We start from the raw sequence: 15415 nt of genomic DNA, 5'->3' as shown, positions 1-15415 counted from the left end.
GATCATGCAGCCTGGGTCCGGCCGGCCACGAAGATCTTCGCGGTCTCGGCGACCCGTCGGCCCAGGTGCTCCGCCGTCGCCGCGTCGGCCTTGTGGACGCCCTCCGGGCCCGCGTCGACATTGGTCTGCGCGGCCGCGCCGAGGGAGACGCCGAGCCGGTTGAGGTCGTTCTCGGAGCCGGTGCTGCTGTTCCAGCCGGGCGTCAGGCCGAGGTTGACCCAGTGCATGCCGAGCTGGCCGGCCAGGATCTGGAAGAACTGCAGCGTGTGCAGCTTGTCGCCGTTCTTGGAGCCGGAGTTGGTGAAGCCCGCGGCGAGCTTGTCCTGCCACGCCTGGGTGGCCCAGCGCGCGGAGGTCGCCTCCGCGAAGGTGTGGAAGGCGCCGGAGGCGGTGCCCATGTAGGTCGGCGAGCCGAACACGATCGCGTCCGAGCCGTCGAGCAGCGTCCACTGCTCCTCGGTGATCTCGGAGACGTCGATCAGGTGCACCTCGGCGCCGGCGTCGGCGGCACCGGCGCGGACCGCCTCGGCGAGGACGGCGGTGTGGCCGTAGCCGGAGTGGAAGGCGACGGAGACAACGGGGGTGGGCATGCGGACTCCTCGAAATGGGCAACTCAAGTGCGGCGATCAAAGGAAAGCACTAACTTCTGGTTAGTGCAACCTGTTGGTTAGCGCTGCCTTCGCGTACCCTTGCGCCATGACCAGCACCCAGGAGCGCACGGCGGACATGGACCTCCCGTACAACGTGTTCGCCAAGCTCTGCCCCTCGCGCGGCACGCTCGAGCACATCACGGGCCGCTGGGGCGGGCTCACGCTCGGAGCGCTGCACGAAGGTTCGCTGCGCTTCAACGAGCTGCGCCGCCGGGTCGACGGCGTGAGCGAGAAGATGCTGTCCCAGACGCTGCACGCCCTGGAGCGCGACGGCCTGGTGCACCGCGAGGCCCAGCCCACCAACCCGCCCCGGGTGGACTACGAGCTGACCCCGCTCGGCCGCGAGGTAGCCGAGCGGCTGCTGTCGCTCATCCACTGCCTGGAGGGCCGGATGGACGACGTCCTGGCCGCCCGCGAGCGCTACGACACGGCGCGCGGCGCGCGCTGACACTTCGGGCAGAAGTAGCTGGACCGGTTCATCCACGGGCGGCGGCGCATCGGCGTGCCGCATCGCTTGCAGGGCAGACCCTCCCGGCCGTACGCGTCGAGGGACCGGTCGAAGTAGCCCGACTCGCCGTTGACGTTGACGTACAGACTGTCGAAGCTGGTGCCGCCGACGGCGAGGGCCGCGTTCATCACGTCCCGGACATGGCCGAGGAGTTCGAGGGTGCGCGGGCGGGTGAAGTTCGCGGTCGGGCGTTCGTAGTGCAGGCGGGCGCGCCACAGCGCCTCGTCGGCGTAGATGTTGCCGACGCCGCTGATCAGCGACTGGTCGAGCAGGGCCCGCTTGATGGTGCTGCGCTTGCGGCGAAGGGCCTGGTGGAAGGCCTCGTCGTCGAACAGCGGGTCGAGGGGGTCGCGGGCGATGTGCCCGATGACGTCGGGCAGGCCGTCCGCGGTGGTGTCGTGGAGGGACAGGCCGCCGAAGGTGCGCTGGTCGACGAAGCGCAGTTCGGTGTCCACGTCGTCGGCGAAGCGCACGCGGATGCGCAGGTGCTTCTCGTCGGGGGCCGCGTGCGGCTGCACCAGGAGCTGGCCGCTCATGCCGAGGTGGGCCAGGACCGCCTGGTCCGTGTCCTCCAGCGGCAGCCACAGGTACTTGCCGCGGCGGCTCGGGACGCCGATGCGGTGGCCCTTGAGGCGGTGTGCGAAGTCGTCGGCGCCGGCGGTGTGACGGCGTACGGCGCGCGGGTGCAGCACCTCGGCGTCGGCGACCGTGCGATGGGCGACCCACCGCTCCAGACCGCGCCGGACCACCTCGACCTCGGGCAACTCGGGCATGGGACCCCCTCGTACGGAACGCCCGCCTCCAGTGGAGGCGGGCGTTCGTCTCGTACCGATGTACCGCTGTTACTGCTGCTACTGCTGCTACTGCTGCTACTGCTGTGGATCTACTGCTGTGGGTCAGGCGGAGGCGGACTCGGAGTCCTGGCCGACGTCGACGGTCTCGACGGCCGGGGCCGTCTCTGCCGCTTCGGCCCGCTCGTCCGCGGCGGCCCGGATGGACCGCCAGGCGGACTCGGCGGCTTGCTGCTCCGCCTCCTTCTTGCTGCGGCCGGTGCCGGTGCCGTACGAGACGCCTCCGACGCGGGCGGCAGCAGTGAAGGTCTTCTCGTGGTCGGGGCCGGTCTCCGTGACCAGGTACTCGGGGACGCCGAGCCCTTCGGTCGCGGTGAGCTCCTGGAGACTGGTCTTCCAGTCCAGGCCGGCACCGAGGTTCGAGGACTTCTCGATCAGCGGGTCGAACAGGCGGTGCACCAGTTCGGAGGCCGCGTCGAGGCCCTGGTCGAGATAGACCGCGCCGATCACCGCTTCAAGGGTGTCGGCGAGGATGGACGCCTTGTCCCGGCCGCCCGTGCCCTCTTCACCCCGGCCGAGCCGGATGAAGGAGCCCAGGTCGAGGCCACGACCGACCTCCGCCAGCGCACGCGAGTTGACCACCGCGGCCCGCAACTTGGCCAGTTGGCCTTCGGGCAGGTCGGGGTGGGTGCGGTACAGCGTGTCCGTGACGACGAGGCCGAGCACGGAGTCCCCGAGGAACTCCAGCCGCTCGTTCGTCGGCAGGCCGCCGTTCTCGTATGCGAAGGAACGGTGGGTCAGCGCACGCACCAGAAGGGCGGACTCGAGCTGATAGCCGAGCCGCCCTTCCAGAAGCGTGTGGGACGAGGCCGTGTCCGCCGGGCCACCCCCGCGAAGGCGGGGACCAACTTCTTTGGCGTCAGACATGGAGCCTCTCACCAGCCGCTCAGACCTCGAGGACCTGGCGCTTGTTATAGGTGCCGCAAGACGGGCACGCGATGTGCTGCAGCTTGGGCTCGTGGCAGCGCTCGCACGCAACCAGGGTGGGGACCGCAGCCTTCCACTGCGACCGGCGGTGGCGCGTGTTGCTGCGCGACATCTTCCGCTTCGGAACAGCCACGGCTACTTCTCCTGCTTCTCGGCGGCGCGTGCTGCTCTCTGCGCTTCGCCGCTCATCTCGTCCTTCTCGCCGTCTTCAGGTGAACCGGCGAGTCCCTGCAGTGCCGCCCATCGGATGTCGACGGCGTCGTGGTGGTGGTCCGGGGCGTCCGTGAGCCGTGTTCCGCATTCGGAACACAGGCCCAGGCAGTCGTCCTGGCACACCGGCTGCATCGGCAGTGCGAGCACCACCGCATCGCGCAGCACGGGTTCGAGGTCGAACAGGCCGTCCTCGATGAAGAGCCTGTCCTCGTCTTCCTCGGCGTCGTCGACCGGCTCCGCTTTGGGGCGGCCCCGGTCGTCGGCGTCAGGGTACGAGAACATCTCCTGGAAGTCCGCTTCGAGCTCCAGCTCCAGCGGCTCCAGACACCTTACGCACTCCCCCTCGGCCGATGCACGGGCGGTGCCCGTGACGAGCACCCCTTCCATGACCGACTCGAGTCGGAGCTCGAGCTCCAGCGGGGCGCCTTCCGGCACTCCGACGACTCCCTGGATCCCGAGATCCTGGGGTGCGTCGATCTCGCGGGTCAGGCGCTGCTGCGCACCAGGCCGCCGCCCCAGCTCGTGTGTGTCGAACACGAGAGGCTTACGGTGGTCGAGGCGGGCGTTCAGGGCCATTCCTGCTTTCGATCTGCTGAGCTCGAGGGACGCCGCCCTTCGGTGTTCCCGGGCAGCGGTGATCGCGGACGTACACACGACCGAGGAGCCAGGATACTTGAGCTTGCGCCCACAGCCCAATCGGGTGTGGACAACCCCGTCCGACCGGGTGCTCCCGGTCGCTACAGGCCGCGTCCCTGCTCGTAGGCGCGCAGTTGTTCGGCGCTGATCATGCCCGTGTCGAAGAGGCTGGTCTCGTCGAGGGCGTACCCCTGCTGGGCCTGTTGGGGCTGCTCGGGCTGTTGGGGGTCGTAGGGGGCCTGCTGGGTGTCGTAGCCCTGGTAGGCGTAGGGGTCGGCCTGCTGCTGATAGCCGTACGCGTCCTGCTGCTGGCCGCCGTAGCCCTGCTGCTGGCCGTAGCCGCCGGCGTACGGGTCCGGCTGCTGCTGGTAGGCGTAGGCCTCCTGCTGCTGCTCGTACGGCTGCTGGAGCGGCTGGGCGGCCGCCGCGTCCTGCTCGGCGAGGGCGGTGAGGTCGGCGAGGTAGTCGGCGTCCGAGGAGTGCTGGAAGGTCGTGGTGTCGTCGGCGAGGGCGCCGAGGTCGTCCGAGGCGATGCGGCCGTGCAGCTTCTGGCGGCCGCGGCCGACCGCGTCCAGGGTCTTGGCGAGGACCGCCTCGAAGGCGCCGAGCTTGGTGTCGACGTAGGAGTCGGCGTCGCGGCGCAGGGTCTCCGGGTCGTGGCTGCGCTCGGGGGCGTCCTCGTCCTCGTAGCCGTTCTCGTCGACGCCGGGGCCGGTGCCGAGGAGCTTCTCGCGGCCGCGGCCGACGGAGCCGAGGGTCTTGGTGAGGACGACCTCGAAGTTGGCGAGCTTGGAGTCGACGTATTCGTCGGCCTCCGCGCGGACGTCGTCGGCCTCTTTGCGGGCCTCGGCGAGGATGCGGTCGGCCTCGGACTGGGAGCGGCGGGCGATCTCGGTGTCGGAGATCAGGGAGCCGCGCTCGACGTGCGCGGTGGAGATGATCCGCTCGGCCTCCTGGCGGGCCTGCTCGACCATCTGCTCGCGGCCGCCGATCAGTTCCTGGGCCTGGGCGAGCGAGTCGGGCAGGGCCGCGCGGACCTCTTCGAGCAGGGCGAGCAGATCCGCGCGGTTGACCACGCACGAGGCCGACATCGGCATCGACCGGGCACTGGAGACCGCCGTGACGATCTCGTCGAGCTTCTTCTGCACGTCCACCGGTTGCTCGCCACTCTCTAAAGCCGTGTTGGAGACGGACGGAACGACTGTAGCCCCATCAGTCGTTGCGCAGGCGCTCGTTGAGCGCCTCCAGGACGATCGCCGGAACGAGGTGGGAGACGTCTCCGCCCCAGGTGGCGACCTCCTTCACCAGCGAGGAGGAGAGGAAGCTGTAGGTGGGGTTGGTGGGCACGAACAGCGTCTCGACGCCGGACAGCCCGTTGTTCATCTGGGCCATCTGCAGCTCGTAGTCGAAGTCGCTGACCGCGCGCAGGCCCTTGACGATGGCGGGGATCTCGCGCTGCTTGCAGAAGTCGACGAGGAGGCCGTGGAAGGCCTCGACGCGGACGTTGCCGTACTCGGCGGTGACCCGGCGGATCAGGTCGATCCGCTCGTCGATCTCGAACAGGCCCTTCTTGGACTTGTTGATCATGACCGCGACATAGACCTCGTCGTACAGACGGGAGGCGCGGGAAATGATGTCGAGGTGTCCGTTGGTGATCGGGTCGAACGACCCGGGACAGACGGCGCGGCGCACTAGTGATCCCTCGCTCTCCGGTCCGGTCATCGTGCGTCTTCGCACGTAGCGGCGGCGCGACCGTACCAAAACGTTCCCTCGCCGTAGCGACGGGCCCTGAGGCCTTCGAAACCGGCCGGCCAGTGGAACTCTCCGCCTCTGGTGCTGCGCTCCACGGTGACGAGCGCTTCGGCCGTGAGCCAGCCCCCCGCGCGGAGTGTGAGCAGGATCTCCCGAAGATCGTCGTCGGAGACGGCGTACGGGGGGTCGAGGAAGACGAGGTCGTACGGCGTCGGCGGCGGCGTCTGGATCACCTGGTGGGCCTTGCCGGCCCTGACCTCCGCGCCGGGCAGGCCGAGGGTCTTCACGTTCTCCCGGATCGTGCGGGCCGCGCGGGCGTCGGCCTCGACCAGGAGGGTGTGGCCCGCGCCGCGGGAGAGGGCCTCCAGGCCCACGGCGCCGGAGCCGGCGTACAGGTCGAGGACGCGTTCGCCGGCGAGGGGGCCGCCGCCCAGCAGGGACTGCCAGGTGGAGAAGAGGCCCTCGCGGGCGCGGTCGGAGGTGGGACGGGTTCCGTTGCCCGGCGGGACTGCCAGGCGGCGCCCACCGGCTGTGCCGGCGATCACGCGGGTCATCTCGGGTCCTTGGTCGTGGGGTGCGTTCGGGTCCAGTGTGGCTGGTCGCGGCCGTGCGGCGTTAGCCGTGTGTCCGGTACCGCCCCGATGTCCAGTACGGCCCCGTGCCGCCGAGTCGGTCACCTCTCGCGGTCTTCTCTTCCGGTCTGCTAGCCCTTTTCCAGGTACTGCTCCCGCTCCTCGTCCAGGAGGGCGTCCAGGGCCGTGCGCAGGCCCGGGTAGGCGGTCAGTTCCGGGTCGGCCGCGACCACCCGCGCGGCCTCTCCTCGCGCCTCCGCGATGACCTCCTCGTCCTCGATGACGGCGAGGACGCGCAGTGAGGTGCGGGCGCCGGACTGGGCCTGGCCCAGGACGTCGCCCTCGCGGCGCTGTTCGAGGTCGATGCGGGAGAGCTCGAAGCCGTCGAGGGTGGCGGCGACCGCGTTGAGGCGCTGGCGGGCGGGGCTGGCCTCGGGCATCTCGGTGACCAGCAGGCAGAGGCCGGGGGCCGCGCCGCGCCCGACCCGGCCGCGGAGCTGGTGCAACTGGGAGACGCCGAAGCGGTCGGCGTCCATGATCACCATCGCGGTGGCGTTCGGGACGTTGACGCCGACCTCGATGACGGTCGTGGCGACCAGGACGTCGGTGTCGCCCGCGGCGAAGCGGCGCATGGCGGCGTCCTTGTCGTCGGGGGGCATCCGGCCGTAGAGGACCTCGACCTTGAGGCCCTGGAGCGGGCCCTTGACGAGCTGGTCGGCCACGTCGAGGACGGCGAGCGGGGGGCGCTTTTCGGCCTCGGCCTCCGCCTCCGGGGGCTTCTTCTTGGTCTTGGCGGCCTTCTTCGGGTCGTCCTCCTCGTCGCCGATGCGGGGGCAGACGACGTACGCCTGATGGCCGCCGGCCACCTCTTCGCGGACGCGCTCCCAGGCGCGGGCCAGGAAGTGGGGCTTGTCGGCGGCCGGGACGACATGGCTGGCGATGGGCGAGCGGCCGGCCGGGAGCTGGTCGAGGACGGATGTCTCCAGGTCGCCGAAGACGGTCATGGCGACCGTGCGCGGGATGGGGGTGGCGGTCATCACCAGGAGGTGCGGGGGCTGTTTGCCCTTGCCGCGCAGGGCGTCGCGCTGCTCGACGCCGAAGCGGTGCTGTTCGTCGACCACGACCAGCCCGAGGTCGTGGAACTGGACCTTGTCCTCGATCAACGCGTGCGTGCCGATCACGATGCCGGCCTCGCCGGTGACGAGGTCGAGCAGTGCCTGCCTGCGTGCGGCCATGCCCATGGAGCCGGTCAGCAGGACGACCTTGGTGGCCCGGTCGGAGCCGCCGAGCATCCCGCCCTCGGCCAGGTCGCCCATCATCTCGACGACGGAGCGGTGGTGCTGCTGGGCGAGGACCTCGGTGGGGGCGAGCATGGCGGCCTGTCCGCCGGCGTCGACGACGGCGAGCATGGCGCGCAGGGCGACCAGGGTCTTGCCCGATCCGACCTCGCCCTGGAGGAGGCGGTGCATCGGGTGGTCCGTCGCCAGGTCGTCGAAGATCTCCTTGGAGACCTTCTGCTGGCCCTCCGTGAGGGTGAAGGGGAGGCGGGCGTCGAAGGCGGTGAGCAGGCCGTCGGGGGCGGGTCTGCGGGCCACGGCCGGGAGTTGGGCGTCGGCGTGGCGGCGGCGGGCCAGGGCGACCTGGAGGACGAAGGCCTCGTCCCACTTCAGGCGGGTGCGGGCGGCGGCGATGTCGGCCTTGGTGTGCGGGCGGTGGATCTTGTGGAGGGCCTCGGGGAGGGAGACCAGGCCGCGGCCGTCGCGCAGCGCGTCCGGGAGGGGGTCGACGGCCTCCTGGGCGCTGGGCAGGACCGTCTGGACGGCCTTGCCGATCTTCCAGGACTCCAGTTTGGCGGTGGCGGGGTAGATCGGGATGAGGGCGCCGGCCCAGCTCTCGACGGACTCCTCGGGGTCCGCCTCCTCGGGGTCGGCGCGCAGCGGTTCGTAGGCCGGGTGGGCCAGTTGGAGGCGGCGGTTGAAGACCGAGACCTTGCCGGAGAACATCGCGCGGGTGCCCGGCAGGAGGTCCTTGTGGGGTTTGTGGACACCGCTGCCGAAGAAGACCAGTTGGAGTCGGCCGCTGCCGTCGGTGATCGTCACCTCCAGGCGCTGGCCCTTGCCCCGGGGGGCCTTGGCGGAGGCGAAGCTGTGCAGGCGGGCGTCGGCGACCTGGGCGACCACGGTGACGTGCTCGTCCATCGGGAGGTCGGCGAGGTGGGTGAGCTGGCCGCGCTCCTCGTATCTGCGGGGGTAGTGGTGCAGGAGGTCGCCGACGGTGTGCAGGCCGAGGTGCTCGGCCATCACCTTCGCGGTGGCGGGGCCGAGCACCGACCTGAGTGGCTGCTTCAGCGCTTCTTCCAGTGCGGGCACGAGATCCATTGCACACCACACCACTGACATTGCCGTATACGTGTCCTGAAAGTCCTGGTCAGACGGCTCGTTCGGGCTCTAGGATGGCGCGCTCCGGCCATCATCCGCGGTCACCGCCCCAACGGGACCGCCCGACCCCGCGCCGTGCTTCTCCCCCAGCCCGCGGCGCTGCAGCGATGGACTCCCAGACCTCACCGTCATCCCAGGCATCTCCGTCACCTCACACCTTCCAGGTCGACCTGCGTGGTCTCGTGGACCTGCTGTCCCATCACCTCTACTCCAGTCCCCGGGTCTACCTGCGCGAACTGCTGCAGAACGCCGTGGACGCGATCACCGCCCGGCGCACCGAGGAGCCCGAAGCCCCGGCGCGGGTGCGGTTGTTCGCGGCGGGCGGCCGGCTGCGGGTGGAGGACTCCGGCGTCGGGCTCACCGAGGCCGACGTGCACAACCTGCTGGCCACGATCGGGCGCAGTTCCAAGCGGGCCGAGGGGCTGCACGGCGTGCGTTCGGACTTCCTCGGCCAGTTCGGCATCGGGCTGCTGGCCTGTTTCGTGGTCGCCGAGCGGATCCGCGTGGTCAGCCGCAGCGCCCGTACGCCGGACGCGCCGCCCGTGGAGTGGACGGCGCGCGACGACGGTTCGTACACCGTGCGGACGCTGCCCCACGAGGCGCGGCCCGAGCCGGGCACCACGGTGCATCTGGTGGCGCGGGCCGGCGCCGGGGAGTGGCTCGCCGAGCCGCGGGTGCTGGCGCTGGCCCGGGAGTTCGGGTCGCTGCTGCCGTACGACGTCCGGGTCGGCGAGGAGGCGGTCACCGATCTGCCGGCGCCCTGGGACCGGGCGTACGCCTCCCCCGCCAACCGGCGGGTGGCGCTGGCCCGGCACTGTCACGCGCTGTTCGGGTTCACGCCGTTGGACTCGGTCGAGCTGAACGTGCCGCTGGCGGGGATCCGCGGGGTGGCGTACGTGCTGCCGTCGGCGGTCAGCCCCGCGCAGCGCGCCGGTCACCGGGTGCATCTCAAGGGCATGCTGCTGACCGAGCGGGGCGAGCAACTGCTGCCCGACTGGGCGTTCTTCGTGCGCTGCGTCCTGGACACCGACAGTCTGCGGCCGACGGCCTCGCGCGAGTCGCTGTACGAGGACGAGACGCTGGCCGCCGTACGGGAGGCGCTCGGGGAGCGGATCCGGTCGTGGCTGACGGGTCTGGCGGCCGGTGATCCGGAGCGGCTCGCGGCCTTCCTCGCGGTGCACCACCTGGGTGTGAAGTCGCTGGCGCGGCACGACAAGGAGATGCTGCGCACGATGCTGCCGTGGCTGCCCTTCGAGACGACCGACGGGCGGCTGTCGCTGGAGGAGTTCGCGCAGCGGCACCCGGTGGTGCACTTCACGCGGACCGTGGAGGAGTACCGGCAGGTCGCTCCGATCGCGTCCGCGCAGGGCGTCGGGGTGATCAACGGCGGTTACACGTACGACAGCGAGCTGGTCGAGGCGCTGCCGTCGGTGCGGCCGGGGACGGCGGTCGCCGAGCTGGACGCGGACACCGTGACCGCGCACCTGGACGGCGTCGACCCGGCCGACGAGCTGGCGCTGGCGGGCTTCCTGGCGGCCGCGCGGGCGAAGCTCGACCCGCTGGGCTGTGACGTCGTCCTGCGGGCCTTCCATCCGTTGTCGGTGCCGGCGCTGCATCTCGACGACCGGGCGGCCCGGCACGAACAGGCGCGGGCGCAGGCCGAGGAGCAGGCCGACGACCTGTGGGCGGGCATCCTGGGCTCGCTGCGCGGCAGCGCCCCGCGCGCGCGGCTGGTGCTCAACCATCTCAACCCGCTGATCCGGCGGATCAGTTCGCTGAACGAGCCGGAACTGATCGGCACCGCCACGGAGTCCCTGTACGGGCAGGCGCTGCTGATGGCGCAACGCCCGCTGCGGCCCGCGGACTCGGCGCTGCTGAACCGGGCGTTCATCGGTCTCCTGGAGTGGGCGACGCACGGGGCGGCCGCGCAGGGGGAGCCGGGGCACGGGGAGTCGACAGAGGGGCAGCAGGGGACCACTGATGAGTGAGATCACGGATTTCGACTCCCTCCGCCGGGCGCTGGCGGAGAACGGCGAGCAGCCGGAGGGGCCGGCCCGCAACGCGCGCGCGGAGCAGTTGCTGCTGGAGGCGGAGAGGCTGAGCGTCCCGCTCGCCGTGATCGAGGCGCTCGGGCACCAGTTGAAGGTCTACAACTACAGCTCCGAGAAGGCGAAGATGTTCGTCCCCTTCGCGCGGCTGCTGCGCCTGTGGGACGAACGGCCAGAGGACTTCGACGAGTACGAGACGCACTCGCTGCACTGGGTCTTCAAGTGGGTGTCGGCCGGCATGCTCGACCAGCCGCACGTGCCGCTGGCGTCGGTGGAGAAGTGGCTCGGCGAGATGGAGCACCGCTACCGGCTCGCCGGGCACTCCGAACGGGCGGTGCGCAGCGCCGAGTTCAGTGTGGCGGTGCATGTGGGGGACGTGGCGCGGGCCGAGCGGGCGTTCGCCGCGTGGCTGGCGGCGGACCGGGACACCATGGCCGACTGCCACGCGTGCGAGCTGCACGGGCAGGGCTGGTGGCAGGCGGAGCGGGGCCGGGACGCGGTGGCGCTGGAGGTGTGGGCGCCGGTCCTGGAGGGCGCGTACACGTGCGCGCACGAGCCGCACACGGTGCTCGCGTCGTCGCTGCTGCCGCTGTTGCGGCTGGGCCGCCTGGAGGAGGCCCGCGCGCACCATCTGCGGGGTTTCCGGCTGGTGCGGCCCATGGAGAGCATGCGGGGCGCCTACGCGGACCACGTCGAGTTCTGCGCGCTGACCGGCAACGAGGCGCGGGGCCTGGAGCTGCTCGCGGAGCGGCCGGCGTACTTCACGGACGAGGGACAGCCGCGCAGCAGGCTGGAGTTCCTGAGCGTCGTGGTGCTGCTCATGGAGCGGCTGACGGAGCTCGGGCTCGGCGGTCAGCGGGTGCCCGGGGCGGCCGGGCGGGAGTGGACGGCCGTCGAACTCGCGGCGCACGCGCGCGTGGAGGCCCTCGCGCTGGCGGCGCGCTTCGACGAGCGCAACGGCACGGCGTACGTCAGTGAGCGGGCACGCGCGCGGATGGCGCAGCGGCCCCTGGTGGAGCGGTTGCCCCTGGGGGTGCGGGCGACCCGCCCGGCCGCCACGGCACCGGTGTCACCGGCCCCGGCTCCGGCTCCGGTCCCGGAGGCCGCCGAACCGGATCTGGCGGCGCTGCTCGTCGAGGCCCGGCGGCTGTCGGACACCCTCCAACCGCACGCCGTGGAGGCGTGGGCGCGGGTGGCGCGGCTGGCCGGGGAGTCGGCGGGGGTGGAGCTGGCGGCGCGGGACCGCGCGGAGATCGCCGACCACGAGGCGATCGGGCTGGGCCCGGCGGGCGCGGAAACGTTCGAGCAGGCCGCCGGGCTGTACGCGGAGGCGGGCGACCCCGGCGAGGCGCTGGCCGCACGCGCGCGTGCCGCGTACGTCCGTGCGCTGGCCGGCGAGGTCGACGAGGCGCTCGAGGCGGTCGCCGACCCGTACGACCAGGTCCTCGCGCTGTACGCCGACGGCGGTACCGAGGTGCCGCAGGCGGCGGGCGTGCTGATGGGGCGGGCGCGGATCCTGATGCGGCGCGTCCACGAGGCCGACGGGCCGGTGCCGGCCACGGTGGTGACCCAGGCGGAGGCGGCCGTACGCGAGCTGCTGGCGCTGGTGGACGGCCGCACCGGCGCCGACGTACGGCTGGCCGCGCGGGTCGCCGAGGGGCACGCGATGCTCGCCGAGCTGGCCACGTGCGCCGGGGATCCGGAGGCGGGCGCGGAGCGGTTCGCGCGGGCCGCGGCGGAGTTCGTCGAGGCGGGTCTGCCGTGGTTCGCCGTGGAGTACGAGGCCCGGTTGGCCGGTCTCGCCCACCAACTGGGCGACATGGTGGAGGCGGAGCGGGCGCTGCGGGCCGCCCTGGAGCACGGCGGGCCGTTCCTGGAGGCCGTCGGGCGGGCCCAACTGCATCTCCAGCTCGCCGAGGTCGTCGGGGGCCGGGGACAGGCCGAGGAGGCCGCGGAACACGCCCTGGAGGCGGCGCACTGGGCCGACGAGGCGGGCGCGGGCCCGACGTTCGGTGCGTGGGCGCGGCACCAGCTCGGCGGGTTCCTGGTGCGGCTGGGCCGCTGGGCCGAGGCCGCGGAGGTGCTGGAGTCGGCGCTCGCGGACCTGACCGCCGAGACGCACGGCGACGGCGCGGTCGTCCAGACGCAGTGGTGGCTCGGCGACTGCCTGAGCGAGCTCGGGGACCACCGGGACGCCGCCGAACGCCGGTTGCAGGCCGCCGAGCTGGCCCGGCACTGGCCCGAGCAGCACGACCACGCCACCCTCGCCCACCTGGCCGCCGAGTCGCTCGGCCAGGCCGGCCTGCACACCGAGGCGGACCAGGCCTACGCCCGCGCGGGCGAGCTGTGGCGCGGCCTCGGCAACGTCCACGGGCTGGTCCGCTCCCTGCGCGCCCGCGCGTGGCTCGCGCTGCGTACCGAGGACGGTACGCAGGCGGCGCGCGACCTGATGACGAGCGCCGTGGAGCAGTGCGCGGACGCGTTCGACGCGGCGGACGACGACGAGGCGCGCCTGCGGCTCGTCGCCGAACTCGGCCACACGCACCGCCAGTTCGGCGACCTGCTGGCCCGGTCCGCCGCCGACGACGCGGACGACGACTCGATCCGGGCCGCCCTGGACGACGCGCTGTCCCAGATGTCCGAGGCCGTCGCGGTGTTCGTCGCCCTGGGCGACAGCGCCCTGTCCGCCCGGACCGGAGCCGAGCTGGCCGCGGGCTGGCTGGAGACGGACCTCGGACGCCCCAAGGAGGCGGCGGCACGCGCGCGTGCGGTGCTGAGGGCCTACGCGGACGCCGAGGACGGTGCCGGTGCCGAGGAGGGCGACGAGGGGGACGGCGGGACGGCTCGGGCGCGGCGGGCCGAGGCGGAGCAGTTGTTGCAGGCGACGGAGGAACAAAAGGATCGTTGACCGATCCCGTGAGGGTCGGGGGCGCCCGCCCCCACGCAACCCCGGCCCACCGAACTCCGCCCTGCGGCCTACTCCACCCCGACCAACACCAGCGACCCCTGCCGCCCGCCCCGGTACACCACCGTGTCGACGGCGAGATAGGCCTCCCGTACCCGTGCCTCCAGGTGTTCGGCGACGCCCTGGGGGGCCTCGTCGCCGAGGACGAGGGTGACGAGTTCGCCGCCCGCCGCCAGCATCCGGTTCAGGACGACCTCGGCGGTGGCGGTGACGTCGGAGCCGATGACGGCCACGTCGCCGTCGATGAGCCCGAGGACGTCGCCGGCCTGGCAGATGCCGGCCATGGTCCACGACTGGCGCTCGGCGACGACGACCTCGGCGTAGCGGGTGGCGCCGGCCGCCGAGGTCATCGAGACGACGTCCTCGTCGAAGCGGCGGTCCGGCTCGTGCACGGCGAGCGCGGCGATCCCCTGGACCGCGGAGCGGGTCGGGATCAGCGCCACCCGGATGCCCTCCGTGCGGGCCTGCTCGGCGGCCGCGGCGGCGGTGTGCCGCAGATCGGCGTCGTTGGGCAGCAGCACGACCTCGCGCGCGTGGGCCCGTCGTACGGCCTCGACGAGCTCCCCGCTGGCGGGCGGCTCCCCCGGGCGCGCGAGCACGGTGGTCGCGCCCGCCTCGGCGTACAGCCCGGCCAGGCCCTCGCCGGGCACGACGGCGACGACCGCGCGCTGGACGCGCTCACGGGGCGCACGCTCACCCCCACGCGTGTGCGCGTCGCCGACCCCGAAGTGCGTGATGCGGATCCGGTAGGGCCGGCCCGCCTCGACGCCCGCCTCGACGGCCGCGCCCGCGTCGTCCACATGCACATGGACGTTCCACAGGCCGTCGCCGCCGACCACGACGAGCGAGTCGCCCAGGGCGTCCAGCCGCTGCCGCAGCCGCGTCACGGCCGCGTCGTCCGCCTTAAGGAGGTAGATCACCTCGAACGCGGGACCACCCTCGCCGTCCGCCCCGTCGACGCACTCCGCCACTTCCTCCACGCGCGCGTGCACCCCGGAACCGAAACCGGATCCGGAACCGGAACCGGCCACGGCCCCGGTGAGTCCCGGCGCCTCCCCCGTGAACGTCTCCACCAGTGCCCCGAGGACCGCCACCAGGCCCCGCCCGCCCGCGTCCACGACGCCGGCCTGCTCCAGGACGGCCAACTGCCCCGGGGTCGCGGCGAGCGCCGCGCACGCCCCCTGGTAGGCCGCCCTGGCGACCGCCCCGCAGTCGCCCTCCGCTCCCGCGGCCGCGTCGGCGGCGGCCGAGGCGACCGTCAGGACGGTGCCCTCGACGGGATGGGCGACGGCCTGGCGGGCGGAGTCGGCCGCGTGCCGAAGGGCCAGCCGCAGCCCGTCACCGTCGGTGTGGGAGGCGTCGCCCTCGGCGGCGAGCACCTGGGCCATGCCGCGCAGCAACTGCGCCAGGATCGTCCCCGAGTTCCCGCGCGCCCCTATGAGCGCACCGTGCGCCATCGCGCGCGCGGCGTCGCCCAGGGAGGGCTGCCCGGCGAACACGGCCTCGACGGCGGTCGCCGCCGACTCGACGGTCAGATACAGGTTGGTGCCGGTGTCCCCGTCCGCGACCGGGTAGACGTTGATCGCGTCGATCTCCTCGCGCGCCCGGCCAAGCGCCGTGAGCGCGAGGCCGCACCAGGTGCGCACCGCGAGAGCATCGAAGAATGTCTGCGGCACCTGCGCCACCTGCGCCTCCTTGAGCGGCTGGACTGGTCGCAGCGTAGACCCCGGGGCGGTGTCCACCGGAAACAGGTGGGGGCTGGTCCAGGGGCCCTGAGCAGCCATGGTAGTTTCGTTCTACTGGCGCAGTCGTTGTATGCTGCTCCGGTTGCCCGATCCCGTCGGGCTCTCCCCCC

Annotated in this window: 13 protein-coding genes; 3 read left to right on the top strand and 10 right to left on the bottom strand. The window is 72.5% G+C overall.

What is annotated here, in order from left to right; translation table 11 throughout:
* Window positions 1-2 precede the first annotated feature (2 nt).
* Window positions 3-590: a flavodoxin family protein gene (locus BMZ82_RS27085; RefSeq protein WP_093780023.1), complete on the bottom strand. Its 588-nt coding sequence runs from the start codon at window positions 588-590 to the stop codon at window positions 3-5.
* 106 nt (window positions 591-696) lie between these two features.
* Here BMZ82_RS27085 and BMZ82_RS27080 point away from each other — a divergent pair, with 106 nt between their 5' ends.
* On the top strand, window positions 697-1098 hold the full coding sequence (locus tag BMZ82_RS27080) for a winged helix-turn-helix transcriptional regulator (protein WP_093780022.1): 402 nt from the start codon (window positions 697-699) through the stop codon (window positions 1096-1098).
* Here the strand turns inward: BMZ82_RS27080 and mutM are convergent.
* The 8 genes from mutM to recG all read right to left on the bottom strand — a co-directional run bounded on the left by mutM (window position 1071) and on the right by recG (window position 8487).
* The gene (gene mutM, locus BMZ82_RS27075) at window positions 1071-1931 is read right to left on the bottom strand and encodes a bifunctional DNA-formamidopyrimidine glycosylase/DNA-(apurinic or apyrimidinic site) lyase (RefSeq protein WP_093780021.1); all 861 of its coding nucleotides are present in this window, start codon (window positions 1929-1931) and stop codon (window positions 1071-1073) included. The genes BMZ82_RS27080 and mutM overlap by 28 nt on opposite strands.
* Window positions 1932-2054: 123 nt before the next feature.
* Entirely contained in the window at window positions 2055-2888 is an 834-nt protein-coding gene (gene rnc / locus BMZ82_RS27070) for a ribonuclease III (RefSeq protein ID WP_371271309.1), read from the bottom strand.
* Window positions 2889-2895: 7 nt separating this feature from the next.
* Window positions 2896-3069 carry a 50S ribosomal protein L32 gene (gene rpmF / locus BMZ82_RS27065; RefSeq protein ID WP_007493396.1) on the bottom strand — a complete coding sequence of 58 codons (174 nt, stop codon included), beginning with the start codon at window positions 3067-3069 and terminating at the stop codon, window positions 2896-2898.
* Window positions 3070-3071: 2 nt separating this feature from the next.
* Window positions 3072-3725 carry a YceD family protein gene (locus BMZ82_RS27060; RefSeq protein ID WP_093780019.1) on the bottom strand — a complete coding sequence of 218 codons (654 nt, stop codon included), beginning with the start codon at window positions 3723-3725 and terminating at the stop codon, window positions 3072-3074.
* A 161-nt stretch (window positions 3726-3886) separates the two neighbouring features.
* Window positions 3887-4939: an ATP synthase F0 subunit B gene (locus BMZ82_RS27055; RefSeq protein ID WP_093780018.1), complete on the bottom strand. Its 1053-nt coding sequence runs from the start codon at window positions 4937-4939 to the stop codon at window positions 3887-3889.
* A 58-nt stretch (window positions 4940-4997) separates the two neighbouring features.
* Window positions 4998-5477 (bottom strand): pantetheine-phosphate adenylyltransferase, encoded by a 480-nt coding sequence (coaD, locus tag BMZ82_RS27050; RefSeq protein WP_093780017.1) that lies wholly within the window; start codon window positions 5475-5477, stop codon window positions 4998-5000.
* 26 nt (window positions 5478-5503) lie between these two features.
* Window positions 5504-6091, bottom strand: a complete 588-nt coding sequence (gene rsmD, locus BMZ82_RS27045) for a 16S rRNA (guanine(966)-N(2))-methyltransferase RsmD (RefSeq protein ID WP_093780016.1) — start codon at window positions 6089-6091, stop codon at window positions 5504-5506.
* Window positions 6092-6240: 149 nt separating this feature from the next.
* Complete coding sequence (gene recG, locus BMZ82_RS27040; protein ID WP_093780015.1) at window positions 6241-8487, bottom strand: ATP-dependent DNA helicase RecG; 2247 nt, start codon at window positions 8485-8487, stop codon at window positions 6241-6243.
* A gap of 167 nt (window positions 8488-8654) precedes the next feature.
* Here recG and BMZ82_RS27035 point away from each other — a divergent pair, with 167 nt between their 5' ends.
* Complete coding sequence (locus BMZ82_RS27035) at window positions 8655-10535, top strand: HSP90 family protein (protein ID WP_093780014.1); 1881 nt, start codon at window positions 8655-8657, stop codon at window positions 10533-10535.
* Entirely contained in the window at window positions 10528-13503 is a 2976-nt protein-coding gene (locus BMZ82_RS27030; protein ID WP_093780013.1) for a hypothetical protein, read from the top strand. The genes BMZ82_RS27035 and BMZ82_RS27030 overlap by 8 nt, the downstream gene beginning before the upstream one ends.
* 68 nt (window positions 13504-13571) lie before the next feature.
* Here the strand turns inward: BMZ82_RS27030 and BMZ82_RS27025 are convergent, their stop codons facing one another.
* On the bottom strand, window positions 13572-15245 hold the full coding sequence (locus BMZ82_RS27025) for a DAK2 domain-containing protein (protein ID WP_093780012.1): 1674 nt from the start codon (window positions 15243-15245) through the stop codon (window positions 13572-13574).
* Window positions 15246-15415 lie beyond the last annotated feature (170 nt).

It is taken from the genome of Streptomyces sp. yr375, from assembly GCF_900110755.1.
In the GTDB taxonomy this organism is placed as follows: Bacteria; Actinomycetota; Actinomycetes; order Streptomycetales; family Streptomycetaceae; genus Streptomyces.
This window is presented reverse-complemented; position numbering and strand designations above follow the sequence as displayed.